Source organism: Acinetobacter sp. FDAARGOS_559 (assembly GCF_003940475.1).
GTDB lineage: Bacteria > Pseudomonadota > Gammaproteobacteria > Pseudomonadales > Moraxellaceae > Acinetobacter > Acinetobacter baumannii.
On the sequence record NZ_RKJG01000005.1, the window covers coordinates 2,998,679 to 3,022,640 of the forward strand.

At 39.7% G+C, this 23,962-nt stretch carries 23 protein-coding genes and 1 pseudogene; 13 read left to right on the forward strand and 11 right to left on the reverse strand.

Annotated features, from left to right (window positions below):
- Position 1 precedes the first annotated feature (1 nt).
- The 11 genes and pseudogenes from EGS71_RS15870 to EGS71_RS15915 all read left to right on the forward strand — a co-directional run bounded on the left by EGS71_RS15870 (position 2) and on the right by EGS71_RS15915 (position 12,125).
- Positions 2 to 1,069, forward strand: a complete 1,068-nt coding sequence (locus EGS71_RS15870) for a PoNe immunity protein domain-containing protein (protein WP_002009530.1) — start codon at positions 2 to 4, stop codon at positions 1,067 to 1,069.
- 122 nt (positions 1,070 to 1,191) lie between these two features.
- Entirely contained in the window at positions 1,192 to 2,052 is an 861-nt protein-coding gene (locus tag EGS71_RS15875) for a type VI secretion system immunity protein, TaeI family (RefSeq protein WP_001070893.1), read from the forward strand.
- Between the two features lie 52 nt (positions 2,053 to 2,104).
- A pseudogene (locus tag EGS71_RS22940) lies at positions 2,105 to 2,176 on the forward strand (hypothetical protein); the annotation flags it as partial.
- Positions 2,177 to 2,178: 2 nt separating this feature from the next.
- Positions 2,179 to 3,246, forward strand: coding sequence for a PoNe immunity protein domain-containing protein (locus EGS71_RS15880; protein ID WP_000029182.1), 1,068 nt, complete (start codon positions 2,179 to 2,181; stop codon positions 3,244 to 3,246).
- Positions 3,247 to 3,415: 169 nt separating this feature from the next.
- The gene (locus EGS71_RS15885; RefSeq protein ID WP_000008538.1) at positions 3,416 to 5,008 is read left to right on the forward strand and encodes a peptide chain release factor 3; all 1,593 of its coding nucleotides are present in this window, start codon (positions 3,416 to 3,418) and stop codon (positions 5,006 to 5,008) included.
- A gap of 69 nt (positions 5,009 to 5,077) precedes the next feature.
- A complete protein-coding gene (locus EGS71_RS15890; RefSeq protein ID WP_001054080.1) occupies positions 5,078 to 5,920 on the forward strand; it encodes a hypothetical protein in 843 nt (280 codons plus the stop codon).
- Between the two features lie 87 nt (positions 5,921 to 6,007).
- Positions 6,008 to 6,949: an RsiV family protein gene (locus tag EGS71_RS15895; protein ID WP_000958107.1), complete on the forward strand. Its 942-nt coding sequence runs from the start codon at positions 6,008 to 6,010 to the stop codon at positions 6,947 to 6,949.
- Entirely contained in the window at positions 6,949 to 7,761 is an 813-nt protein-coding gene (locus EGS71_RS15900; protein ID WP_000550009.1) for a TatD family hydrolase, read from the forward strand. The genes EGS71_RS15895 and EGS71_RS15900 overlap by 1 nt, the downstream gene beginning before the upstream one ends.
- Before the next feature lie 124 nt (positions 7,762 to 7,885).
- Positions 7,886 to 10,642, forward strand: a complete 2,757-nt coding sequence (gene acnA, locus EGS71_RS15905; protein ID WP_001151972.1) for an aconitate hydratase AcnA — start codon at positions 7,886 to 7,888, stop codon at positions 10,640 to 10,642.
- 120 nt (positions 10,643 to 10,762) lie between these two features.
- Complete coding sequence (locus EGS71_RS15910) at positions 10,763 to 11,236, forward strand: RidA family protein (RefSeq protein ID WP_000532213.1); 474 nt, start codon at positions 10,763 to 10,765, stop codon at positions 11,234 to 11,236.
- Positions 11,237 to 11,360: 124 nt separating this feature from the next.
- Complete coding sequence (locus tag EGS71_RS15915) at positions 11,361 to 12,125, forward strand: ThiF family adenylyltransferase (protein ID WP_001281713.1); 765 nt, start codon at positions 11,361 to 11,363, stop codon at positions 12,123 to 12,125.
- Positions 12,126 to 12,186: 61 nt separating this feature from the next.
- On the opposite strand, the gene EGS71_RS15920 is transcribed toward EGS71_RS15915, so the two are convergent.
- A complete protein-coding gene (locus EGS71_RS15920) occupies positions 12,187 to 12,309 on the reverse strand; it encodes a hypothetical protein (protein ID WP_001984446.1) in 123 nt (40 codons plus the stop codon).
- Positions 12,310 to 12,406: 97 nt separating this feature from the next.
- Between EGS71_RS15920 and EGS71_RS15925 the strand changes: the two genes are divergently transcribed.
- Positions 12,407 to 13,306, forward strand: coding sequence for a LysR family transcriptional regulator (locus tag EGS71_RS15925; protein WP_000245239.1), 900 nt, complete (start codon positions 12,407 to 12,409; stop codon positions 13,304 to 13,306).
- A gap of 7 nt (positions 13,307 to 13,313) precedes the next feature.
- Here the strand turns inward: EGS71_RS15925 and EGS71_RS15930 are convergent, their stop codons facing one another.
- Positions 13,314 to 13,823: a hypothetical protein gene (locus tag EGS71_RS15930; protein ID WP_000587863.1), complete on the reverse strand. Its 510-nt coding sequence runs from the start codon at positions 13,821 to 13,823 to the stop codon at positions 13,314 to 13,316.
- Between the two features lie 334 nt (positions 13,824 to 14,157).
- Positions 14,158 to 15,174, reverse strand: coding sequence for a tRNA dihydrouridine(20/20a) synthase DusA (gene dusA / locus EGS71_RS15935; RefSeq protein ID WP_000151025.1), 1,017 nt, complete (start codon positions 15,172 to 15,174; stop codon positions 14,158 to 14,160).
- A 134-nt stretch (positions 15,175 to 15,308) separates the two neighbouring features.
- Here dusA and EGS71_RS15940 point away from each other — a divergent pair, with 134 nt between their 5' ends.
- A complete protein-coding gene (locus EGS71_RS15940) occupies positions 15,309 to 16,457 on the forward strand; it encodes a tyrosine-type recombinase/integrase (protein WP_000534870.1) in 1,149 nt (382 codons plus the stop codon).
- Here the strand turns inward: EGS71_RS15940 and EGS71_RS15945 are convergent.
- The 8 genes from EGS71_RS15945 to EGS71_RS15980 form a co-directional block, all read right to left on the reverse strand.
- Positions 16,441 to 16,713 carry a pyocin activator PrtN family protein gene (locus EGS71_RS15945; RefSeq protein ID WP_000538011.1) on the reverse strand — a complete coding sequence of 91 codons (273 nt, stop codon included), beginning with the start codon at positions 16,711 to 16,713 and terminating at the stop codon, positions 16,441 to 16,443. The two genes, EGS71_RS15940 and EGS71_RS15945, sit on opposite strands and share 17 nt — an antisense overlap.
- A gap of 18 nt (positions 16,714 to 16,731) precedes the next feature.
- Positions 16,732 to 17,712 (reverse strand): hypothetical protein, encoded by a 981-nt coding sequence (locus EGS71_RS15950; RefSeq protein WP_000170390.1) that lies wholly within the window; start codon positions 17,710 to 17,712, stop codon positions 16,732 to 16,734.
- Position 17,713: 1 nt separating this feature from the next.
- On the reverse strand, positions 17,714 to 18,955 hold the full coding sequence (locus EGS71_RS15955; RefSeq protein WP_000838834.1) for a YagK/YfjJ domain-containing protein: 1,242 nt from the start codon (positions 18,953 to 18,955) through the stop codon (positions 17,714 to 17,716).
- Positions 18,956 to 19,219: 264 nt separating this feature from the next.
- Positions 19,220 to 20,803, reverse strand: coding sequence for an IS66-like element ISAba25 family transposase (locus tag EGS71_RS15960; RefSeq protein ID WP_001094424.1), 1,584 nt, complete (start codon positions 20,801 to 20,803; stop codon positions 19,220 to 19,222).
- A 74-nt stretch (positions 20,804 to 20,877) separates the two neighbouring features.
- On the reverse strand, positions 20,878 to 21,213 hold the full coding sequence (gene tnpB / locus EGS71_RS15965; RefSeq protein WP_000619347.1) for an IS66 family insertion sequence element accessory protein TnpB: 336 nt from the start codon (positions 21,211 to 21,213) through the stop codon (positions 20,878 to 20,880).
- Entirely contained in the window at positions 21,210 to 21,593 is a 384-nt protein-coding gene (locus EGS71_RS15970; RefSeq protein ID WP_001055589.1) for a transposase, read from the reverse strand. The genes tnpB and EGS71_RS15970 overlap by 4 nt, the downstream gene beginning before the upstream one ends.
- Before the next feature lie 233 nt (positions 21,594 to 21,826).
- Positions 21,827 to 22,933: a hypothetical protein gene (locus EGS71_RS15975; protein WP_000246041.1), complete on the reverse strand. Its 1,107-nt coding sequence runs from the start codon at positions 22,931 to 22,933 to the stop codon at positions 21,827 to 21,829.
- A 360-nt stretch (positions 22,934 to 23,293) separates the two neighbouring features.
- On the reverse strand, positions 23,294 to 23,509 hold the full coding sequence (locus EGS71_RS15980) for a hypothetical protein (RefSeq protein ID WP_000489163.1): 216 nt from the start codon (positions 23,507 to 23,509) through the stop codon (positions 23,294 to 23,296).
- Positions 23,510 to 23,962: the final 453 nt, after the last annotated feature.

Below are 23,962 nucleotides of genomic sequence, written 5' to 3' on the forward strand. Positions count from 1 at the left end.
ATTGGAATATCAAGTTAATGATCAAGAAATAGATTGGCAGAAATGGTTTGATCAGGAAAACAAAGATTCGGATAGTTATAGGGATAGTTTTCTAGAAACAGAAATGTATCAAAGAAGATTTAATACTTTTCTAAATGGCATTTACTCAGTGACTGATGGGTTCCGAAAATATAAAACTAGTGCCAAAGCTGGAAAAATGATGAGCGCAGGGCATCAACGTTTACAAGATGTACTGAATTTAATGTCATTGCAGTATTCAGCGGGTGGGGATATTAGCTTTATTAAAGAGCTTTATCCTTACTTACTGCATTGGATGGAAGAATATGCAGAAACTCATGCAGCTTATCACCAAACAGAAGAAGCTGGTGGACGTTACGTTTGGCATATTAGTTTAGGTACAGAAGACTACTGGTATATTGCTTTACGTTTGATCTGTTTTGGTTTGTTAACGGGCTATGCAGACCAAATGGCACGGATTATGCCGATTATTGATTATGTTGAGGCAACTCCTGAAGGCCAAGAAAAAGATGGTTTAATCGAGCGTCTGGTTGCTCCATTTGTAGCAGACCGTGGCACTCCACCAGATGAAGCCAGAAGACATTTGCCTTATCGAAAGTTAATCAAGGTGTTTAATGCTGCACCTGAACAACGCCCAGCTTTAATGCTGCAATATTTAGAAAGTTGGTATGAGGCGAGCCGTCGGGAACCTTATTACAACCAGCATCCCCAAGCAGATATAGATGAAGGCTTTTTGTATTATGGCTACTGGTCATGGGAAGCGGCAGCGGTGACATGGCTGTTAGATATAGATGATGCTTTATACCGTGAGCATGAGTTCTACCCAAAAGACTTAGTTGATTTTGCGCGTACACAATCAAATGTGGTTCCAAATGAGGAACAGCCAGAACGTATAAAAGTAAAAGGTGGCGAAGCTTGTATTAAAACAGGTCATTGGATTACTCCAGCTAAACCTGATACACGATTGTATTTTACGCAAGGTACAATCTTGCCGATCCTTTCAGAAACAGACTGGGGTGAAGTGTATTGGTATTGGGATGGTGAGAATTAATAGAATGCCCGAAAGGGCATTTTATTTTTGTTTAAAAGTTGGGTAAAAAAACTCTGTAAGAACACATGGAAAGATGCGATGGATGTTGAATTGAAGCGTTGTAAGTAATAGAGAGTAGTGAAATGAACCAAGAAGATATTGATTACTTTTATGAGAAATATGGTCAGCCAATTGATAAAGTTGAAGTGACAGAGGACATCATAAAAAAATATCGGGGTAAACTGCCTGAAAGTATTTTAGAGCAATGGCGTTTATTTGGTTTTGCTGGTTATTTGAATGGTTTGTACTGGATTACTAACCCAGACGATTACGCTGAAGTGATTTATGACTGGTTAGAGGAGACACCATTGCCTGATGATGATGCCTATCATGTTTTGGCCCGTTCTGCATTTGGTGAGCTGTTAATTTGGGGCGAACGTAATTGTGGTAGATACTACATTAAAACAATGGAAGGTATCTTACATGACAATGGAGAACAGTTAGAAAGTGCTGAGTTTTATGGTAGTGATTTTTTCTTTTTACCTAAAAAAAATTATCTAGATTACACAGACAAAAACGGCAATAAACTATTTGATCGAGCTGTAAAAAAATTAGGGGTTTTAAAGGCAGATGAAATGTATGCCTTTGAGCCTGCTTTGGCATTAGGTGGGGAAGAATCATTACAGTACCTAACAAAAGTTAATCTTCCTGTTCACATGAAGCTACTAAAACAGGTAACTCCATTAAGATTGAGAACTTTTGAGGATCTTACGGCTGCTCTATATGGTACATCGTATAGTGTGGACGATTTAACAAGTGGACAAGATGCTGAGTCACAATATCAAGAATCTGTTCAAGCTGGAGAAGTTTGTCCTAGAACAGGTTACTGGACAACGCCTGCACAACCCAATACACGCCATTATTGTAAGAAAGGTGAAGTTCTTCCTGAAATTAAGGAACAAGATTGGGGTGAAGTGTATTGGTATTGGGATGGTGAGAACTGATTAAATGCCCATAAGGACATTTCTATTTAGATATTTACAATTTCAACTGACATGTACCCGTACCGTGACCTCACATGCGATTACTTTAGAATTTGTAATGCCAAATGAAATGCTGGAGCGTTAAGAATGTCAATAACAGTCAATGATCAAGAAATAGATTGGCAAAAATGGCTAGACTTGGAAATTACTGATGAGAGCAATTTTAGAGATAATCATTTATTAAAACAGGATTATCATGAAAACTTTGATGAGCTTGTAAATGGATTGTATTCGGTTACTGATGGCTTTAGTAATTATAAGAATGAAAAGAAGTTTGGTGGATACATTGCTGCGGGTCATCAGCGTTTAAGAGATGCTTTAGATTTGATGTCTTTGCAATATTCAGCGGGTGGGGATATTGGCTTTATTAAAGAGCTTTATCCTTACTTACTGCATTGGACTGAAGAATATGCAGAAACCAGTCATTTATATAATTTAAGCCCTGATGCTGGTGGGCGTTATGTCTGGCATATTAGTTTAGGTACAGAGGACTACTGGTATATTGCTTTACGTTTGATCTGTTTCGGTTTACTGACAGGCTATGCTGACCAAATGTACCGGATTATGCCGATTATTGACTATGTTGAAGCTACACCTGAAGGGCAAGAAAAAGATGGGTTAGTTGAGCGTCTGGTTGCTCCGTTTGTAGCAGACCGAGGCACACCACCAGATGAAGCCAGAAGACATTTACCTTATCGAAAGTTAATCAAGGTGTTTAATGCTGCACCTGAGCAACGTCCAGCGTTAATGCTGCAATATTTAGAAAGCTGGTATGAAGCAAGCCGTCGAGAGCCTTATCATGATCAACATCCACAAACTGATCTTAGATCGGGCGTTAGCTATTATGGTTATTGGTCATGGGAAGCAGCAGCGGTGACATGGTTGTTAGGTATAGATGATACTTTATACCGTGATCATGAGTTCTACCCAAAAGACTTAGTTGATTTTGCGCGATCACAATCAAATGTGGTTCCAAATGAGGAACAGTCCGAGCGTATAAAAGTAAAAGGTGGTGAAGTTTGTATTAAAACAGGTTATTGGATTACTCCTGCTAGACCTGATACACGACTTTATTTTACGCAAGGTACGATATTGCCAATACTTTCAGAAACAGACTGGGGGGAAGTATATTGGTATTGGGATGGTGAGAATTAATAGATGCCCGAAAGGGCATTTAGTGCTCAGTTTTTGAAATATATGGACAAGTCTGGAGTTGTCCACAAAGTCGATAAAAACAATTTATAAATCTGCTACAATTACGCCAATTTTTATTTTGATCGACTTTAGATCTTTGGCACTGCAATCTCCGCAGTAGGTGTATTTCATGAGTTTTAAAGATGAGTTAGCGGCACAGGTCGCTCAACGACGCACATTTGCTATTATTTCCCACCCCGATGCCGGTAAAACCACCATGACAGAAAAACTGTTGTTATGGGGTAAAGCGATTCAGGTTGCAGGGATGGTAAAAAGCCGTAAATCTGATCGTGCAGCTACATCTGACTGGATGGAAATGGAAAAAGAACGTGGTATTTCGATCACCACGTCTGTTATGCAGTTCCCATATAAAGGTCACACGATTAACTTACTCGATACACCGGGGCACGAAGACTTCTCGGAAGATACTTATCGTACCCTTACTGCTGTTGACTCTGCACTGATGGTGATTGACGGTGCAAAAGGTGTCGAAGAACGTACCATCAAATTGATGGAAGTGTGTCGTATGCGTGACACACCAATTATTTCATTCGTCAACAAAATGGACCGTGAAATTCGTGAGCCACTTGAGTTGTTAGATGAAATTGAAAACGTCTTGAATATTCGCTGTGTACCAATTACATGGCCACTTGGTATGGGTCGTGACTTTGCTGGTGTATACAATATTCTTGAAGATAAATTGTATGTCTACAAAGCAGGTTTTGGTTCAACCATTACTGATATTGAAGTACGTGATGGCTATAATCACGCCGATATTCGTGAAAAAGTTGGTGAGTTAGCTTGGGCTTCTTTTGAAGAGTCACTTGAGCTTGTACAAATGGCAAATGAGCCATTAGATCGTGAACTTTTCTTACAAGGTAAACAAACACCTGTTTTATTTGGTACAGCATTAGGTAACTTTGGTGTTGACCACGTTCTCGATGCATTTATGAACTGGGCACCTGAACCTAAAGCACATCCAACGCAAGAGCGTATGGTTGAAGCAAAAGAAGAAGGTTTCTCTGGCTTTGTATTTAAAATTCAAGCCAACATGGACCCTAAACACCGTGACCGTATTGCCTTCATGCGTATTTGTTCAGGTAAATACGAGAAAGGCCTGAAAATGAATCACGTACGTATTGGTAAAGAAGTTCGTATTAGTGATGCGTTGACTTTCCTTGCAGGCGAGCGTGAGCACTTAGAAGAAGCATGGCCGGGCGATATTATTGGTTTACACAACCACGGTACAATCCAGATTGGTGATACTTTCACTAGCGGTGAAAACTTGCACTTCACAGGTATTCCTCACTTCGCGCCGGAAATGTTCCGCCGTGTACGTTTGAAAGACCCATTAAAGTCAAAACAGTTGCAAAAAGGTTTGAAAGAGTTGTCTGAAGAAGGTGCAACTCAGGTATTTATGCCACAAATTAGCAATGATTTGATCGTGGGAGCTGTGGGTGTACTTCAGTTCGACGTTGTTGCTTACCGCTTGAAAGAAGAATATAAAGTTGACTGTGTTTATGAGCCAGTAAGTGTAAATACGGTACGCTGGATTCATTGTGATGATGAAAAGATTCTTAATGAGTTTAAGAAAAAGGCACATGACCAACTTTCTATTGATGGTGGCGGACACTTAACGTATCTTGCGCCAAGCCGAGTGAATTTGCAGATTATGCAAGAGCGTTGGCCTGATATTGAGTTCCGTAGCACACGTGAACACTAATCATGTAAATGTGACGAACAGCTTCGAATAGAAGCTGTTTTGTTTTGAAAAATAAGAAAGGATGATGAAATGAACTTGAGTAAAAAGACAATTATTGCGCTTGTGGTTGCAGCCATAGCTCTAATTTTGGCTATTTGTGTATTTGTCTGGAAAAAGCCTCAGTCTTCATCATCTTCTCAAGAAAATTCAGCTTCTACTCAAGACCATCCGGTTGAGAAAGCAGAGGTTTTACCTTATTTAAATTTGACCGAAACCAAAGCAAGTTATGCAGTGCCGTTTTGTGAAAAGAAAAATTGTATTGATGTCGATATTCAAACCATAAAAACCCAAGATGCGTGGTTAAATAGCTGGATTGAAAAAAATCAGGCGAAAGTTATTCAGGCTCAAATTAATTTGAAAAAAGATTTAAGCCTTCAACAAGCGATTAATGCTTACGTGAAAAAGTCGGATGAATGGCAAGATAAGTATTCTAAAAATCGTGCTTATGAGTTACACATTCGTACACGCATTGCCTCGCAGCGTAACCAGTATGTGTTATTGCAACTGGCTTTAGACAGTAAACAAGAAGAAATCACCATAAAAGACCGTTATTATTTTTTCGTGGCTGATCGTAAACTGCATAAAAACTTAACGTTGCTTGATGTGCTTAAAAAAGACCAGCAACCGACAGTACATCAAATTGTTCAAACCGCGTATCAGGACTGGTTGAAAAAGCAAACTGCCGATGTCAAAAAACAGGCCCCAAAAACTTTATATTGGGGACAAGCTGACTGGTTCTTTGATGGTGAAGGGGTGGGTTTGCACTATCAGGCAAATCAGATTACGAAAGATGCGCCTCAACTTGATATTTATTTAACAACAGAACAAACGAAAAAAATATTGCAACCTCAGGTTTATGAACAAATGTTTTAAGTTGGTAGCAGAATTTGCAACCTACTTGTAGATGCGCTAACTTCATATGAGTTATGCATAATCTTCTCAGAATAAAGGCAAAATATGATGTTAACTTCTAAGGCTTCGCTACGTTTAACGTTACTTGCTTCTGCGATATTTTTGGTGGCATGTCAGCCTAAAAGTGATCCTAAAGAGTCGGAAGATCAGCAAAAACCGGCTGTGGTTGAACAAAAGCCTGTAGAACTGACTTTGAAAGGAGAAACAGTTCCAAGTAAAGTGACTTTACCGGATTGTGATGGTAAAACTTGCCCTGAATTTACGGTAGAACGCCTACAAAGTAATTTCCCTTTTATTGATAAGATTATTGATCAACAAGTTTTAAAAGCACTCGGACAGATTCTTGAAATTGCAGAACCAGATGCAAAAGCAGCACAAGCTGATAAGAAGACAGAAGCTTCAGTAGCTGCCGCTACAGAGCAACAAGATAGTTTCGATGCTCAGGTTCAGCGCTATGCAAATTCATTTATTGATTTGGACAATGAATTAAAGGCTCTAAGTAGTAATCACCAGATTAATCTGTTGGTGAAACCTAAAATCATACAGTCTCAAGGTAAAGTCGTAACTGTTGTTGTAAATAGTAGTAGCTATTTAGGCGGGGCACATGGCTCGGCAGCGCAGCAATATTATAATTTTGACTTAAAGAAAGAAAAGCAGGTCAAGCTTGAAGACTTATTACGTCCAGAGAAAAAAGCGGCTTTAGAAAAATTAGCACATGAAGCATTTAAAGCTTGGGTGACAGACTCAAAACTTGCAAATAGTGTGAGTGAATATGAGCAAGCTTGGCCGTTTAAACTCACAGAAAATTTCCTGTTAGGTGACCAAGGCTTGATTCTTCAATATGGCGAATATGAAATTGGACCTTATGTGGTCGGACTACCTCGTTTAGTCATTCCATATGACCAATTACAAGATGTATTGAAAGAAGAATATTTGCCGCAGCCTAAAGCCAAACCAGCTTCGACACCTGCCGTAAAAAGTACCAACTAATGCATCTGTTTGATACTCACACCCATTTTGATGTTGCCGATTTTGATGAAGATCGGCAGCAATTAGCACTTGAAGCTAAAAAAGTGGGTGTGGATGCTCTGGTGTTAATAGGCTTTTTACAGTCACGTTTTGATGAGTTGGTACACACTCATTATCAGCTCAAGCAGTGGGAGAATGTACCTACTTCTTATTTAGCACCGGGGTTGCATCCGTTTTATATTGAGCAGCACAAACCAGAGCATCTTTCTCATCTTGAACAGATTTTGCAGCAAGAAGAGTGCGTCGCAATAGGAGAAATCGGCTTAGATACCTTCTTAAAGGAACACAAGCAGCCCAATATATATGCCAAGCAAAAACAGTATTTTGCTGATCAGTTAGATCTGGCAACTCAATACCAAAAACCGGTGTTGCTTCATATACGAAAAGCACATGGGGATGTGCTCGCTCTATTAAAAGCTCAAAAATTTAAATTGGGTGGCATTGCTCATGCCTTTAGTGGTGGAGTAGAGGAGGCAAAAGGCCTGATTAAGCTTGGTTTTAAAATTGGTGTGACGGGGCAAATCACGAACCCCAATGCGAAAAAGCTTCATACGGTTGTGCAGGCTATAGGTGCCGAGCATTTAGTGATTGAAACAGACTGTCCTGATATGACGCCACTTTGCTGCCAAACTTCAACTGAGCAGCGTACTCGAAATACGCCTGTGAATTTACCTTATGTACTAAAAAGTTTGGCTGAAAATTTAAATATGGCAGAGCCAGAATTAGCAGATTTGCTGTGGAAAAACTCTTTATCTTCTTTGAAATTATCGTAATAAAAATCAAAGATTAGAAATAGTAACTAAAACAAAACACAGCGATTAAAAAAGAAGCTTAAAGTAAGAAAACAACATGTAAAAACGTGAAAAATAACATTGCCAGACATGGGAGGATAACCCAATGGCTAAGTATAGCAATATCAATAGTTTTAATGCTTTACAGACGCTAACAGTAGGTTCCAGCAATTATCAGATTTTTAGCTTAACCCAAGCCGAGAAAAAGCTAGGTGACATTGCCAAACTGCCGAAATCATTAAAAGTACTGTTGGAAAACTTATTACGGTTTGAAGATCAGCACAGTGTTAAAACAGAACACATTTATGCTTTAGCTGAGTGGCTAAAAACCCGTACCTCAGATCAAGAAATTCAATATCGACCTGCACGGGTTTTAATGCAAGATTTTACCGGCGTTCCGGCAGTCGTTGACTTGGCCGCAATGCGTGCTGCAATGGCTGAAGCGGGGGGTGACCCTGAAAAAATTAATCCGTTATCACCTGTAGATCTGGTTATTGACCACTCTGTGATGGTAGACCATTTTGCCGATGATCAGGCTTTTGAAGAAAACGTTCAAATTGAAATGCAGCGAAATGGCGAGCGATATCAATTTTTGCGTTGGGGACAATCTGCATTTAATAACTTTAGTGTCGTGCCACCGGGTACTGGTATTTGCCATCAGGTCAATTTAGAGTATTTGGCTCAAGCAGTGTGGTTAGGTGAAGACAACGGACAGACCTTTGCTTTCCCTGACACCTTAGTAGGTACAGACTCACATACCACCATGATTAATGGTCTAGGGGTATTAGGTTGGGGCGTTGGGGGTATTGAAGCAGAAGCTGCCATGTTAGGCCAACCTATTTCTATGCTCATTCCTGAAGTGATCGGTTTTAAACTGACTGGAAAATTACAAGAAGGGATTACGGCAACTGACTTGGTGCTTACCATTACTCAAATGCTTCGCCAAAAAGGTGTAGTGGGTAAATTTGTCGAGTTCTATGGAGATGGCTTAGCCGACTTACCACTTGCTGACCGTGCAACCATTGCCAATATGGCGCCTGAATATGGTGCAACTTGTGGTTTCTTCCCAATTGATGAAGTGACTTTGGGTTATTTGAAATTAACAGGTCGTCAAAGTGACCGTATTGCATTGGTGGAAGCATATAGCAAGGTGCAAGGTTTATGGCGTAATGCGGGTGATGAACCTGTGTTTACAGATACGTTAAGTTTAGATATGAGTACGGTTCAGGCAAGTTTGGCAGGTCCAAAACGCCCTCAAGACCGTGTGCTTTTATCGGAAGTACCTAAAACGTTTAATGCGCTCATGGAATTAACCCTTAAGCCAGCCAAAGAAGCGAAAGAACGTTTAGAAAATGAAGGCGGTGGCGGTACGGCTGTAGAAGCGACCAAAGCCAATATTCAGCATGAAAGCCCATCTTGTGTGATTGAAGGGCAAGAATATCCGTTGAATCATGGTGATGTCGTCATCTCAGCAATTACTTCATGTACCAATACTTCTAACCCAAGTGTCATGTTGGCAGCCGGTTTACTTGCTAAAAAAGCCATTGAAAAAGGCTTGCAGCGTAAACCGTGGGTAAAAAGTTCACTTGCGCCTGGTTCTAAAGTCGTGACCGACTATTTATTGGCGGCTGGGCTTACGCCGTATTTAGATGAGTTGGGCTATAACTTGGTTGGTTATGGTTGTACAACGTGTATTGGTAATTCAGGTCCTTTACCTGAACCAATTGAAGATGCAATTCAGTGTCATGATCTAAACGTGGCATCTGTACTTTCGGGTAACCGTAACTTTGAAGGGCGTGTGCATCCATTAGTTAAAACCAACTGGCTTGCCTCACCACCACTTGTGGTTGCCTATGGTTTAGTTGGGAATATCCGTACCGATTTAACGACTCAACCAATCGGGCAAGGTAAAGATGGGCAACCTGTTTACTTAAAAGATATCTGGCCAAGTCAGGCAGAAATTGATGCCGTCTTACAAAAAGTAAATACCGACATGTTCCACAAAGAATATGCTGCGGTGTTTGATGGTGATGAAAGCTGGCAAGCAATTCAGATTCCAAAAAGTAAAACTTACGAATGGGCTGATGACTCGACTTATATTCGCCATCCGCCGTTCTTTGAAGGTATTGGTGAGCCACCAAAACCAATCAAGAATATTGAACAGGCACGTATTTTGGCAGTGCTTGGTGACTCGGTAACAACCGACCATATTTCACCAGCGGGTAATATCAAAAAAGACAGTCCGGCAGGTCGATATTTACAAGAGCAAGGTGTTGAGCCAAAAGACTTCAACTCTTATGGTTCACGACGTGGTAACCATGAAGTCATGATGCGAGGTACCTTTGCCAACATTCGTATTAAAAACGAAATGCTCGGCGGTGAAGAAGGCGGTAATACCATACATGTGCCAAGTGGTGAGAAGCTTGCCATTTATGATGCGGCAATGCGTTACCAACAAGAACATACACCGCTTGTGATTATTGCTGGTAAAGAATACGGAACAGGTTCTTCACGTGACTGGGCTGCCAAAGGAACGAACTTGTTAGGTGTAAAAGCTGTCATTGCTGAAAGTTTTGAACGTATTCACCGTTCAAACTTGGTGGGTATGGGCGTGTTGCCATTACAGTTTGTTGATGGCCAAACCAGACAGTCCCTCAACTTAACGGGTCATGAAGTCATTTCGATTCGTGGTTTATCGGATGGTATTCAGCCTCATGAAATTCTTGAGGTTGATGTGAAAGGGCCAAATGGAGTAGCTAGTCATTTTAATGTGTTATGTCGAATTGATACGTTAAATGAGGTTGAGTACTTTAAGGCAGGTGGTATTTTGCATTATGTACTTCGGAATTTGATTGCTTCATAAATGTCTATTTTTCAAAAGCTATATAAAAAAGCCTTATATTCATGAGGCTTTTTTATTGTCTTTATTTAATGGATAAGCTAAATATAAATAAAATAATTTTTGTTATAAGAAGAAGCAATTATGGGTAGAGATACAGTATTTTTAAAAGTTGAATCTCGATTGGGATATGATTTTTCAGGGGATATAAAAATAGGAGGTAAATATACCTCATTAATTGAACACGCTGGACTTGTATTTATTAGTGGTCAAATTCCAAGAGTGGGAGATACGGTACAGATTTGTGGAAAAGTTGGATTAGATGTTGATTTATCAGATGCACAGCTTGCTGCAAGTATTAGCACCATGAGAGCTTTAGCAATTTTAAAACAGCACTATGGGACTTTAGATGTTATTGGAAAAGTTTTACAAATGAATGTATTTGTTCATTCAACGTCATCTTTTATACAGCAAAGCGAAGTTGCTGATGGAGCATCTGAAATACTTTATGAAATTTTGGGTTTAGATACGGGACGGCATACACGTACATCGGTCAGCGTGTACCAACTTCCAAAAAATGCATCTGTTGAAATCAACTTCATTTTTGCTTTGAAATAAAAGTAAGTTGGTGGAATTCAATTATTGCAATTTTACTGGGTATTTTTATTTGTAAGAGCGGCAAGACGCACTACGTAAAAAACAGTAAAATATATGGTTTGATTTTTTAGAGAAAGCCATTTCCATGTCCGATTTACCACAAAATGATGAATATGACCGCCGTTTTGCAGGTGTAGCCAAAATTTATGGTGATTCATCGTTCCAGCACTATGAAAAAAGTCATGTGATGGTGATTGGTATTGGCGGGGTCGGCAGTTGGGCAGTAGAAGCTTTAGCGCGTACAGGTATTGGTGAGATCACATTAGTCGATATGGATGTGGTTGCAGCGTCAAATGTAAACCGTCAGCTACCTGCAATGACCTCAACTCTGGGCTGTGAAAAAGTTGAGATTATGGCGGAGCGTTGTCGCCAAATTAACCCACGCATTAAAGTCAATATTATTGATGACTTCTTAACACCAGAAAATGTTGCAGAACTTTTAAACCCTGTACCGGACATTGTTTTGGACTGCATTGATGACGTTAAAGCAAAACTGGCTTTAATGCTCCATTGTCGTTTTAATAAAATTCCTTTAATTGTGTCGGGTGGGGCAGGTGGTAAGCTCGATCCACTTAAAATTCGCGTGGCCGATCTATCAAAAACAGAACAAGACCCAATGTTAGCGAAGCTACGTAGTCAGCTTCGTGCTCGTGGCATCTGTAAAAAGCCAAAAGAGAAATTTGGCATTACCTGTATTTACTCAATCGACAATCCATTTTCAAGCGCAGATGTCTGCCCATCGGCTGGGTTGCGCTGTGGTGGCTATGGTTCAGCGGTGGTGGTGACTTCAAGCTTTGCCATGATTGCTGTGGCTGAAGTTTTGAAAAAGCTCGATTTAAAAAAAGCCTAATTTAAATATGGAAAAGGCATGCGCTTAGGTGAGGGCATGCCTTTTGTTTTGGGAAAACTATTTAATCATATAGCTCTATATTGTCTTGTTTGGGCTGTGTGGGTAGTTGCTGATCATAAAATTTAAAGCACCATAAAATTAAAATAACGATGGTGCATATTGCGAAACCTTTTAAATACTTCATGAAGAATTCAATCAAGTGAATGGCCTTGATTAAAATTCTAGCGAAGGAGATCTATCTAATCTAATATAGAAAATAGACTAAATGATCTAATTTTGAGATGGTAATGCTCACATTAAAACAATTCCAATATTTCATAAAAATTGTTGAAGAGGGGAGTTTTATTGCTGCTTCCGAAAAGTTATTTATTGCCCAGTCTGCTTTAAGTCGACAAATGAAGCTATTAGAAGAAGAAATTGATTTTCTGTTGTTTGATCGCACGGATAAAAGAGTAAAACTTACGGTAGCAGGAGAGGTCTTCTATAAGAAAATAAAAGATAACTTGCTTTATTTAAATGAAATTATTGACCTGTCTAAAAGTGTTTCGGAAGGGAAAAATCGACAGATTAAAATTGCTCATTCCAGCAGTATTGTCGTGGATAATACAAAGGTGCAGATATTAAAAGAAGTTAGCTTAACGCAGCAGTTGAGCTTTGAGATTAATACCTTATCATCCGAGCAGCAAATCTTAGCGTTATTAAATGGTGAAATTGATATCGGTTTGATCCGCCCACCAGTTCGGCATACTTTAGATGGTATAAATACTCTTAAGTTATATGAAGAGCCTTTAATGGTGGCTGTGCATATTGATCATGCCAAGTTTTCTAAATCAGAAAAGGTTTATTTAAAAGACTTAAAAGATGAGTGTTTTGTATCAACACCTCATGCCGAAAGAGGAGGCTTAAGTTATTTGGTCGCAAATCTGTGTTTAGCCGCAGGATTTACCCCACAAAAAGCCTCCATTCAGTCGCGTAAGATTTCACAGTTACAGCTCGTGGCGGCAAATTTAGGGGTAGGTATTGTTCCTGCGGAGTTTCAACAAATCTTACCTGCCAATGTAAAACTAATACCTTTGGAAGATTCCCTATCTCTTTCGGAAGTTTTACTGGTCTATAGAAAAGGCCATGATGAAATCATTCAGCATTGTGCCGAGCAAATTCATCAAATGTTTCTATCTTAGAAGTGAATTAGCCTAATCTATAGTAAGTATAGGTGACGTTATCATCTTTATAGACGTCATAACTACTTTGTTTAAAGTCCGACACCCATTCGCTTCCTGTGTAACCAGCGATATGACCGTAAATATGGTTGCGGGTTCTGTGAATGATATAAATGTCGCCTTCTTGTGGCTTATCAAAGGCTGGATTTATTTCTTTATAGCCAATTTTCTTGAGGGTATCGCCCCAATCAGATGCTGCAATCGGATGATTTTCAACATCGGCACCAGCAGACTCAAGCGCAATACGGATGCTACGTGCACAACGCGCTTTACTGCGTCTAGAGGTAATACTTTCTAATTTAGCTACGAATTTTTCTACATCAATGGCTGGAGGAGTGTTGGTTTCAGTGGAGTGATTATTGGGTTTCATGGTGAATGGATAAGGGAGGCTTGGTGTGCTGTGGGATACAACAATGGCTGCCTGATTTGAATCCTGATACATATAGTTATCAGCTACTTGTCCGTCATAAATAATCATCGTGAAATCTCTACCCGTACTACCTATATCCGTATTTAGAAAATCACCACCTACCTGTGGCGTTCAGAGATACTAATGGCCCAAACTTAAAAGTTTTGTTTATGTTATGTAATAACGTATCTTTTTACCAGTTTTTATTTCTGGCTATGGAAAAAAGGTTAATTAAAAGAGCTTTTGAAATCATACAAATTAAGTTTTTGATATTATTGAATATAAATAATTAATCAGAGCTTAATTTTGAATATTTCGAGCCAACATTTGCGAATATACTCAAAATCTAAGTCTCTGATTTAAAATGCCACATTTTCTTACAATTTTAGAAACATGGGCTGGCTTAAAATTGGTGTTCCTTTAAATACTCTTCAGTACGGATAATGGCAGCTTGCATATTATGAATTGCATTCTCGACATCAGTTAAAGTTTTTGCATTTCCACCACTTAGGGCTTGTCGCCATTTGCGAGCGCCCGGTAAATTTTGGAATAAACCTAAAATATGACGCGTAATGATAGAGAGTGGTGCACCTTCAGCTAGACGTTGTTCAATATACGGTAGCATTTGTTCCATAATATCGAAACGATCTGGCGCTTCTAGGTTCCAAAGTTGGCCGAGCTCAGCAAGTAAGTAAGGGTTGTGATAGGCTTCACGGCCAATCATGACGCCGTCAACGTGCTGTAAATGAGCTTGAGTTTCGGCAAAAGTTTTAATACCGCCATTAATTTCAATAGTCAGATGCGGGCGTTCTTGCTTTAAACGGTAAACATCTTCATAGCGTAGCGGTGGTACTTCTCGGTTTTCTTTCGGAGACAAACCTTTCAATATTGCAATACGGGCATGTACGACAAAGTGAGTACAACCTGTTGCTGCTACAGTATCTACAAAGTGCAGCATTTCTTCGTAAGACTGCATGTCATCAATACCGATACGGTGCTTAACCGTTACCGGAATATTCACCGCTTTTTGCATGCTGTGAATACATTCAGCGACCAAGTCTGGTTCTGCCATTAAACATGCACCGATTTTATTGTTCTGTACACGGTCACTTGGGCAGCCTACATTCAAGTTGACTTCGTCATAACCCCAGTCTTCAGCCATTTTTGTGCAAGTGGCAAGCTCTTGTGGGTTTGAGCCGCCAAGCTGCAATACGATTGGGTGTTCTTGAGCGTTATAGTCCAAATGGCGTTTCGCATCGCCAAATAGAATCGCGCCCGTAGTCACCATTTCTGTATAAAGCACAACGTTCGGGTTAAACAAGCGCGCAAAGAATCGATAATCCTTTGTAGTCCAGTCCATCATTGGAGCTACACTGATTCTTGGGGATTTAATAGTTTCAATGGTTTTATCAATAGTCATTAAAAATCATGCCTTTAATCAGTGTTTTGCAACATGTTTGAATCTGTGGGAACTCATATTTAGCTGCGTTAATCGATTTGCATTTACACCAAAATTTACACCATAATGAAAAAAATGGTTCATGGTGTAAATTTATGGGGTCAATTACTGCCAGAAAAGGTGCAGATGGAAACGTTAGTTACCGAGCTGCTATCCGGATCAACAAAAAGGGCTACCCAGCTTATTCTGAAAGCAAAACATTTCATTCAAAAAAAGTGGCAGAAAACTGGCTTAAAAAAAGAGAAGTCGAGATTCAAGAAAATCCAGATATTTTACTTGGCAAAGAACAACTGATAGACCTAACTTTGTCAGATGCCATAGATAAATACTTGGATGAAGTTGGGAGCGAATACGGAAGGACGAAACGCTATGCTCTACTCTTAATTAAGAAGTTGCCAATCGCGCGCAATATTATCACAAAAATACATTCAACACATTTGGCTGAGCATGTTGCCCTAAGACGGAGAGGTGTGCCGAATCTTGGTTTAGAACCTATTGCAACAAGTACACAGCAGCATGAACTTTTACATATTAGAGGTGTGCTATCTCATGCATCTGTTATGTGGGGTATGGAAGTTGATTTAAGTACCTTTGATAAGGCTACAGCACAGCTTAGAAAAACTCGCCAAATATCTTCTAGTAAAGTTAGAGATAGGCTTCCCACAAATGAAGAGTTAGTTACTTTAACGAAATTTTTTGCTGAGCGTTGGAAGTTAAATAAATATGGCACTAAGTATCCAATGCATTTAATTATTTGGTTTGCAATTTTTTCATGTAGACGTGAAGCAGAACTAACACGTTTATGGCTACAAGATTATGATTCCTACCACTCTTCATGGAAAGTTCATGATTTGAAAAATCCGAATGGTTCAAAAGGCAATCATAAGTCTTTTGAAGTGTTAGAGCCATGTAAAAAAATAGTTGAGCTTTTATTAGATAATGAAGTACGAAGCCGTATGCTCCAATTGGGGTATGATGATCAACTTTTATTGCCTTTGAATCCGAAAAGCATAGGAAAAGAGTTCCGTGATGCTTGTAAAATGTTGGGGATTGAAGATTTGCGTTTTCATGATTTAAGACATGAAGGTTGTACGAGACTTGCAGAACAAAGTTTTACTATTCCTGAAATTCAGAAAGTCAGTTTGCATGATTCTTGGAGTAGTTTGCAGAGGTATGTTTCTGTGAAATCAAGACGGAATGTAATTCAATTGGAAGAGGTGCTACGCCTCATTGATGAAACGTAGCAAAGTCTTTAGCAGCTTCAGAATACTTTTTGTCTAAAATACCAGCCAAGTCTTGAACGTGTACCAGAAATGGTGCACGTTTACTTGAATCTATTTTAAAGACCGAGAAAGGAAATTCTTGATTATTTGCCTTTCTCAGCGCTTCCGCCTTACTTAAATGAGGGTAGTATTCTTGTACTACCGTCATAAGTTCAACAGTCATAGTGCGATATTTCATGAACAGGTAATCATTAGTAGTTAACTGAAATACTCCCATTGTGAAATCGCTCCTGAACTAACTAGTTTTAAATTTAGAATACAAAACATCAAAAGTAGGCTGCGTATCCCAGATTCGAAGGATTGTATCGGTACCAACTAGATACGTTTTAAGCAACTTAATAAGGTCTTTGTACTTTGGATCACCTTTGAAAAAGCGATTAGTTGGCATAAAACCGTTTAATGGCCTAGGTACAGGATATGCTTTGCAATTAAACAGGCCTTCCAGATTACCTTGTAGGGCAATGAAAGCATTTTCATTAGACAAACCAACAGGATCATCTATAAACTGACGTTCAAGTAAGAACACCAGTCTGAGTGCTAATTGTCCTTGGGGTGTAAGTTCCCATTTGGAAAATACAGCAAAGATCTCATTACTCCCACACTCATTAAGGAAAGCGGCGATCATGTCTTTTTTCTGCTGATCTAAATATTGCTGTTTGGAATACGTTGTTGTATTCGCTGAAAGCGTAAATAGCATTGGCAGATATAGCTCATGTGTCTCGAAGCCAGAATAGTCCTTGGTTATAGTCTTCATCGTTGAATCAAATAACTCTTCAGTACGAGCTTGTTCTGCATCCCAAGCCGATGACTCCTCATTAACCTGTCTAGTATTGAGCGTATATTGATAGCCCATGATTTGATTCGAAAAATATTGATCGTTACAGTAAATTCCAACATTAACCATAGGTCCTATCTGTTTAATAAATTGAATAAACAGCTCATTCTCAGATCTTAGACGAACGGGTAACCTCCCATTAGTGACAGGGGAGCCTGTCACTAATGGATACATGGACCTAATCAATTCAACAGGTTTACTGAGAGATAATGCTTCATTACTATTTTGAGACTGTTGCTTTGCAAACATGCTCGTGGTTTTTGATTTCCCAAGCGCTTTTGCTGACTTCTCAGAGCCAATTAGATCGTAAGCATAAGTAAGTTGAATGCTGCATGATAAATGTGTGGCTGCAAGTAAAGCATCTGATGCATACTTAGTCATGTTACAGTCCTCCTTCTTGAGCATCATCTGATTGATCAGATTCTAGAAGGTTAAGCTGTTCAAACTTACGTGAGCGACCAAGCTTTGTATCTGGCACGTCAGGTAATTGGCTTATGCGGAAACTACGAAGTCTCTCCTGAACAGTAAAGGCAAAGTACTGATCATTTTTACATATATAGTCAAATGTAGCTTTGAGGTTCTCAAGCATTTCATGGTCGTTATAAGCGAGAATGCCCAAAGCGCGATAGCGGTACTCATTCTTTTTCATATTGCAAATAAAAGCAGAGCCAAGATTGTTTGTAGCAACTTTCCATTTCTCAGCAATATATTGCCCCCACGTAATGTCTTCACGATGGTCATTGGCATTAAAGAAGTAGTAACAATGGCAATGCAGCCCTTTGGCTGGCGTGTATTCAAGACGCTGGATGTACCCAATCGCATGCTTAAGCTGATTGTGTTTAGATGCTTCATAGAACCGAACTATAGACTTTTGCATAAACTCACTATCGTGCTCAGCCTGAGCAAAATCAGGTGAAATAGCGCGTTCCTGAAGCTTGGCTGGATCACGTATCAGTCCTAGGTCTACTCGAACAACGAGGATTCTAGAATGGATTTTTAGTAGCGTGTCAACTAGTTGAATACAACGCTCTTTAGGACGACGTCGATTACTAGCACGATTCGAAAGCTGTTTTCGAATTGAAGCACTTTCCATTTTTGCTGCAAACAACTTCTGAAATTTAATCAAAGCCGCAATATAGGCCTGAGCTTGTTCAGATGTATAACATTGATTGATCAGAGCAAACTCATAAAGGGCATATTGTTCTTCCTTTGATAGTTCTGAGAAAGTGTCCTGAAAGGCTTGTAATTCAATGCCCATTTTGTAGTTGCTAGAGTGAATAGATACAAAGATTGTCGCAATTTGGTTCTTCAGTGAAGGTGGAATATCCTTGGCATATTCAACACACAGTTGCTCTTTACCCTTAAAACTTTTAATAGATTTAAGGGTTGCGATTGGACGCTCCTTCACCAAATACGTAATGAGCTCAACACGACTGAGTATTGTTTCAAGTTCGTGGTTTATACTCATTCTGAATATTTCAGCCTTACCGTTTTCTGTCATATGTTCATGAGTTGAAAAATCTTCCTTGAGTTGTTCTAGGAATGCATCTCTATCTGCACCTGAGAACTGTGCGATAGGTGGAAGAGTTGGTTTAGCTAAGGTGTTGGTGTTCAAAGATTTCATAATATACCTACATACAAATAATTAATTACGTATCAGGCGTCATGAGTACAAAGCTCTCCCTATGGACATCTTTTAGAAATGTCCATTAGGGTAGGTATAGAGTGGGTATTGGCTAGTCTATCTGGAGTGTATTCATCTCACATGGATACACACTTAAATCAATCTAATCCATAAGCAGTATTTGCTAAGGCATACTGCTTATGACAATAAGTATCTAGTAGATTAATTACATAGTAAGCGTCCGCTGAATCCCATACCTATTTTTTAATTCGATTTAGGTTTCCAGCAGTGCGGCAGTAACTCTTCAATCTGGGTCACTTTATGTGTCGGTAACCTTTTCAGCACATCACTTAAATAGGCATACGGATCCAGCCCATTCAGCTTTGCTGACTGGATTAAAGTCATGATGTTTGCCGCTCGCTGACCACTGCGCAGCGAACCTGCAAACAGCCAGTTCTTGCGCCCCAACGCCCAGGGACGCATCTGATTCTCTACCCAATTGTTGCATATCGGTAGATTGCCATCATCCAGATAGCGGCTTAAGGCTGGCCAACGCTTCAGAGTGTAATTGATGGCCTTGGCGGTGGGAGAACTCGATGGCACTGTCAGATGATGTTGGTTGAGCCATTCATATAGTTGTTGCATCACTGGTTGACTATGCTGTTGTCGGTATTCGCGGCGGTCTTCCGCTGTACCATCGGTCTTTTTCCTGAGTTCTGCTTCTATCGCATACAGTTTCTGAATCAGCACCAATGCCTGTTCAGCGACCTGACTTTTCCCGGTCACATGCAGTTCATGGAATTTACGACGTGCATGGGCCATGCAGCCGACCTCTATGACCTGGCCTGATTTAAAGCGTGCTTTATAACCACTGTAATCATCACAGACTAGATTGCCCTGCCAGCCTTTCAAGAACTCTGCAGCATGCTGGCCTGAACGACTATCCTGAAAGTCATAGATCACCGCCTGAACTGGATTGTACTGTGTGGTGGCATAGGCCCAGACATAACCTTTCTTCGGTTTTTTCTCATTCTCACCCATCCGCATGATGGTGACCGGTGTTTCATCTGCATGCAGCACCCGCTGTTGCAGCACCACCTCTTTTAAGGCATTGGCCAGAGGTTCCAGTTCTACACCGCAGCGACCTATCCAGTCAGATAAAGTTGATCTAGAAAGTTCGATTCCCGCCCGCTGATAGATCAGACGTTGACGGTACAGCGGCAAATGATCGGCATACTTCGATACCAGCACATGGCTGAGCAATTCAGGTGAAGCAATGCCTTTATCAATCACATAGGCGGGCATCGCTTGCTGAGTCAGAGTGTCACACTGATCACAGACCCATTTACCACGCACATGCTGTTCCTTATAGAACTGTGCCGGTCTGAAATGCAGTTTCTCACTGACATCTTCGCCGATACGACGGAGTTGGCATCCACAAGTGCATTGGGTTGATGCAGGTTCATGCTCAATACGGATGGTGTGTAGATGATCTGGCAGTGGTCGACGTTTAGGTTTATTGGTTTTGGCTTTCTGTGTCGCTGCATCGGTTTTATCTGCATTTAATCGTTCTAATTCCAGATCAACAGCAGCAATATCTTCTTCAACCGCTTCATCCCATAGGTGGATTTGTTTTGCCGTTAAGTGTTCATTCTTTTGGGCGAATTTGTGCTTTTTAAACAGCGCCAGTTCATGCTCGTATTTTTGATTGAGAATAGAAAGATGTTGAACTTTGGCATCCAATTGTTGGTTTGATTGTGCTAGAGACTGATGCTGCATCGCCAACTGTCTGGTGAATTCCAGCAGTTGTTCATGGGTCAGTTGGCTTAAGTCAGGCAGCGTATTCATGACCGCAGTATGCCTGAGGTCATGAAGAGAATGAAATAGAACGTTTGGAGGATGGCAGAATGGTCGAGCTTGGTTTAGAGCATATTCACCACTTGCTGCAATCCAATTCTCTGCCAGGGCAAACCTTGGATTAATGCCTGTAACTGTTCCGGGCTGAGGGCCACGGTTTCACCTTGGTGAACTTGAGCCCAGTGAAATTTACCCTGTTCCAAACGCCGGGCACACAGCCAGATGCCCAGTCCATCATGTACCAACACTTTCATACGATGACCACGTTTATTACAGAACAGGTAGGCGCAATGCGGTTTGATGTAGCCAAAGGCTCTCACCACCTGAGCCATGACAGTATCCATTCCTGCTCGCATATCCATGGGCTGGGTAGAGAGCCAAATTTCATTGATACGGATCATGTTGCCAGTGCCTTGAGTAATTCTGCCAAGGCAGGTATTTCTGATGTCTGCCATTTTAGCTGAATATCATTATTCGTATGAGGCACGGTGATACACAACGTGATCCTCTCATCAATAGGTTGGCTGATTGCAGCAGTGTAAGGCAAAGCAATAAATGCTGGATTCACATGAGTAGGATCCTGCACGGCACCCTCATGATGGCTGAAGATCCTGATCCAACGACTGACAAGGTTGGCATTAATACTATGTTGCAGTGCGACCGAAGCGATCGAGGTATTAGGATTTTTACAGGCATTGACAATACTGAGTTTGAATTCTTTGCTGTATGTTCTGCGTTTTTTAGCAACAGGAGGTGTTGCTGAATATATATCCATGTTCATGGATTAAGTCCCCACTTGTTTTTAGGTGGGAACTAAATTAAGGCTTATAGGACCGCTTGGTAAGGCTGTGTTAGCCGGATGCTTACTGCATTGATGGCTTGGGACTAAGATAGTCATATTTTTCCTCATATGTGAATTGCTCGTGAGGAATGTAAATGACTTAAATTTTCTTTCGTACTGCTCTGCAGTGGACTTTCATTCAATAAAATTTTAAGAGCTATTAAAATATAGTTTTATTGTTTAATTAGACTCTTAAGATATTGGTATAAATCGGGTCTGTCTCTTTTGAGCCATACCTCAGAATTAGCTACTATATTTAAAGCTTCTTCAGTTTCTGGACTAATCCTAGTAGCTGTTCCCTTTTTATTAGCATATGTCTCTAAATAAAGATGGTATAAATGGACGTACTTTTTAAAATCTATATTGGCTTTCCTTCTTCTTTCCCGATATAGCTCTCTTGTTTTTTTTAGGGTTTGTTGAGAATAGCCCGCGAAAGAAGAATAAATGATAGGACTATGTTTGTTCTTTTTGACGGTTGGGTCCTTAAGTCTTGACAAAAAATCTGCAACTTCATCGAATTTTATTCTATATATTATCTTCTCATACCAATTTCTATGGATTAAATATTCTAAAATGTAGGGTATAAGCCTTTCGTTTAAATCTATGATTAAGAAGTCCATATGGGTGTATGTATTTAAGACCCTGCCATTGATTAAGCAGTTTACTAGAGCGAAATATATACGTTTTAATTTTTGAAGGTCTTTATGCTTTCTTTTTGCTTGTTTAGAGTTATGGATCTGCTTTTGAACATCTTCTGGGAGGGTGTGCCAATAGAATGAGCAGTCGTAATGTTTTGAATAAAGACGAAATGCTAGATTAAAGTATTTTTTTGCCTTTTTATACTGATTTTGATCGTTTTCTGTAGATAGTACGGTTTTAAAATTTCGAATTTGAGTAGCTACTTCACTATAGTGACGGGGATATAGATCTTCTTCTAGAATCAAGATTTCTTGATCGCTTGCACCTTTTAATAGAGGTAATTTCCATATCTGTTCACGTTGTTTTTGTTTTTCAGGCGATTCATTTAATAGACCTTGGTCAAGCTGTTCATAAAACCACTTTCGGTCATTCTCCGTTATTTCTTCACTGACAGGTTCCATTTGCTTGGGTAGATAAGCTTTGTAGTATTCGGAGTAGGCTGATGGAGAACCATAAGGAAATTTATATCTTCTAATAATATGTTCCTCAAGTTGGTCAATTAAGCCAGTAAGTTCTTGGAGGTTGTCATTAGAAGAAGTTTCTTTTTCAGTATTAGCATTTTTTTTAGCAGTAGTTGCCATGTACTCAATTTCACTTATTCATTTTAAAGAAGTTTAATTATTATAACTCGTAACTGCTTAAAATTTAATAATGATTTAGCTTAACTTGAGAAGAAGTTGTGGGTATTGAGGAAGGGTATTAGCTCTTAAACAACACACCCTTTATGTACCGACTTGTGATGATTCTGTACCGACTTGTGATCTTTTGATTGAAAAATAATCAAAATTGGGTTCTGGTTTTGAGTTGTAATTGTTGGGTTAAAATTGTAATACGATGAATTATTTCGCTGGATTATAAACCTATTATAGGCTGAATCAAGTGCTGAAAATCACTTATTATTGCTTGGTTAATAGTGTTGTCTTGGTTTCGACAAAAAGATATTAAGAGTGTTTCATTAATTGCAATGCAAGATTGTAGGCTACGGTTTTAGAAATTGACTGTGCTACAAAGAACTCTTGGGGCGGTGCAAAGTCTAAAGTCTGTTTACGATAAATCGTCTGTTTTTCTGTCTGTTTGTCTTTAAAAATAAACTCATCATGTGCATGAGAATATTCTTGTCCATACAGGGGACCACCAAGACACTTTAACCGAAACACTGAATCATCCTTAAATTTACTGAATGGTTAGTTTAATGGGCTAATCTAATGAAAAACAATAACAATCAGTTTACGACTTAGTCGATAGATCATTGACACCTTAAATGTTGCACATTATGCTTTACTTGCTGGCCTACATTGCCAGTCGGCTTTGACAGGCCGAATAGTAAAGTGCATTGAAAACTTGTTTTTCGATGTAGATACACCCGTCCCCCTTTTTGTTGCGGTAGGACGGAAGGGGGACGCCTTGTGCGTGCTGGTTCTTTACTATCAGTCTGTCAACCCACTTTCGTTCTGCCACCATAATTCTAAATTAATGCTTTGGCAGAACTCCCAATATAAAGGAGTTGGCTATGCATATTCTTTTTACACCTCCCGATTAGTCTTAATAGGGTTTGATGAACTTCTGGTTTCTCAAGCTTTAGCTTTTTTCGTCTAAAAATTTAACTTAAT

What these genes read in the sequence shown, in the direction of transcription:
- EGS71_RS15875 (WP_001070893.1), top strand. Translation starts at nt 1,192, where the DNA reads ATGAACCAAGAAGATATTGATTACTTTTATGAGAAATATGGTCAGCCA.
- EGS71_RS15880 (WP_000029182.1), top strand. Translation starts at nt 2,179, where the DNA reads ATGTCAATAACAGTCAATGATCAAGAAATAGATTGGCAAAAATGGCTA.
- EGS71_RS15885 (WP_000008538.1), top strand. Translation starts at nt 3,416, where the DNA reads ATGAGTTTTAAAGATGAGTTAGCGGCACAGGTCGCTCAACGACGCACA.
- EGS71_RS15890 (WP_001054080.1), top strand. Translation starts at nt 5,078, where the DNA reads ATGAACTTGAGTAAAAAGACAATTATTGCGCTTGTGGTTGCAGCCATA.
- EGS71_RS15895 (WP_000958107.1), top strand. Translation starts at nt 6,008, where the DNA reads ATGTTAACTTCTAAGGCTTCGCTACGTTTAACGTTACTTGCTTCTGCG.
- EGS71_RS15900 (WP_000550009.1), top strand. Translation starts at nt 6,949, where the DNA reads ATGCATCTGTTTGATACTCACACCCATTTTGATGTTGCCGATTTTGAT.
- acnA (WP_001151972.1), top strand. Translation starts at nt 7,886, where the DNA reads ATGGCTAAGTATAGCAATATCAATAGTTTTAATGCTTTACAGACGCTA.
- EGS71_RS15910 (WP_000532213.1), top strand. Translation starts at nt 10,763, where the DNA reads ATGGGTAGAGATACAGTATTTTTAAAAGTTGAATCTCGATTGGGATAT.
- EGS71_RS15915 (WP_001281713.1), top strand. Translation starts at nt 11,361, where the DNA reads ATGTCCGATTTACCACAAAATGATGAATATGACCGCCGTTTTGCAGGT.
- EGS71_RS15920 (WP_001984446.1), bottom strand. Translation starts at nt 12,309, where the DNA reads ATGAAGTATTTAAAAGGTTTCGCAATATGCACCATCGTTATTTTAATT.
- EGS71_RS15925 (WP_000245239.1), top strand. Translation starts at nt 12,407, where the DNA reads ATGGTAATGCTCACATTAAAACAATTCCAATATTTCATAAAAATTGTT.
- EGS71_RS15930 (WP_000587863.1), bottom strand. Translation starts at nt 13,823, where the DNA reads ATGATTATTTATGACGGACAAGTAGCTGATAACTATATGTATCAGGAT.
- dusA (WP_000151025.1), bottom strand. Translation starts at nt 15,174, where the DNA reads ATGACTATTGATAAAACCATTGAAACTATTAAATCCCCAAGAATCAGT.
- EGS71_RS15940 (WP_000534870.1), top strand. Translation starts at nt 15,309, where the DNA reads ATGGGGTCAATTACTGCCAGAAAAGGTGCAGATGGAAACGTTAGTTAC.
- EGS71_RS15945 (WP_000538011.1), bottom strand. Translation starts at nt 16,713, where the DNA reads ATGGGAGTATTTCAGTTAACTACTAATGATTACCTGTTCATGAAATAT.
- EGS71_RS15950 (WP_000170390.1), bottom strand. Translation starts at nt 17,712, where the DNA reads ATGACTAAGTATGCATCAGATGCTTTACTTGCAGCCACACATTTATCA.
- EGS71_RS15955 (WP_000838834.1), bottom strand. Translation starts at nt 18,955, where the DNA reads ATGAAATCTTTGAACACCAACACCTTAGCTAAACCAACTCTTCCACCT.
- EGS71_RS15960 (WP_001094424.1), bottom strand. Translation starts at nt 20,803, where the DNA reads ATGAATACGCTGCCTGACTTAAGCCAACTGACCCATGAACAACTGCTG.
- tnpB (WP_000619347.1), bottom strand. Translation starts at nt 21,213, where the DNA reads ATGATCCGTATCAATGAAATTTGGCTCTCTACCCAGCCCATGGATATG.
- EGS71_RS15970 (WP_001055589.1), bottom strand. Translation starts at nt 21,593, where the DNA reads ATGAACATGGATATATATTCAGCAACACCTCCTGTTGCTAAAAAACGC.
- EGS71_RS15975 (WP_000246041.1), bottom strand. Translation starts at nt 22,933, where the DNA reads ATGGCAACTACTGCTAAAAAAAATGCTAATACTGAAAAAGAAACTTCT.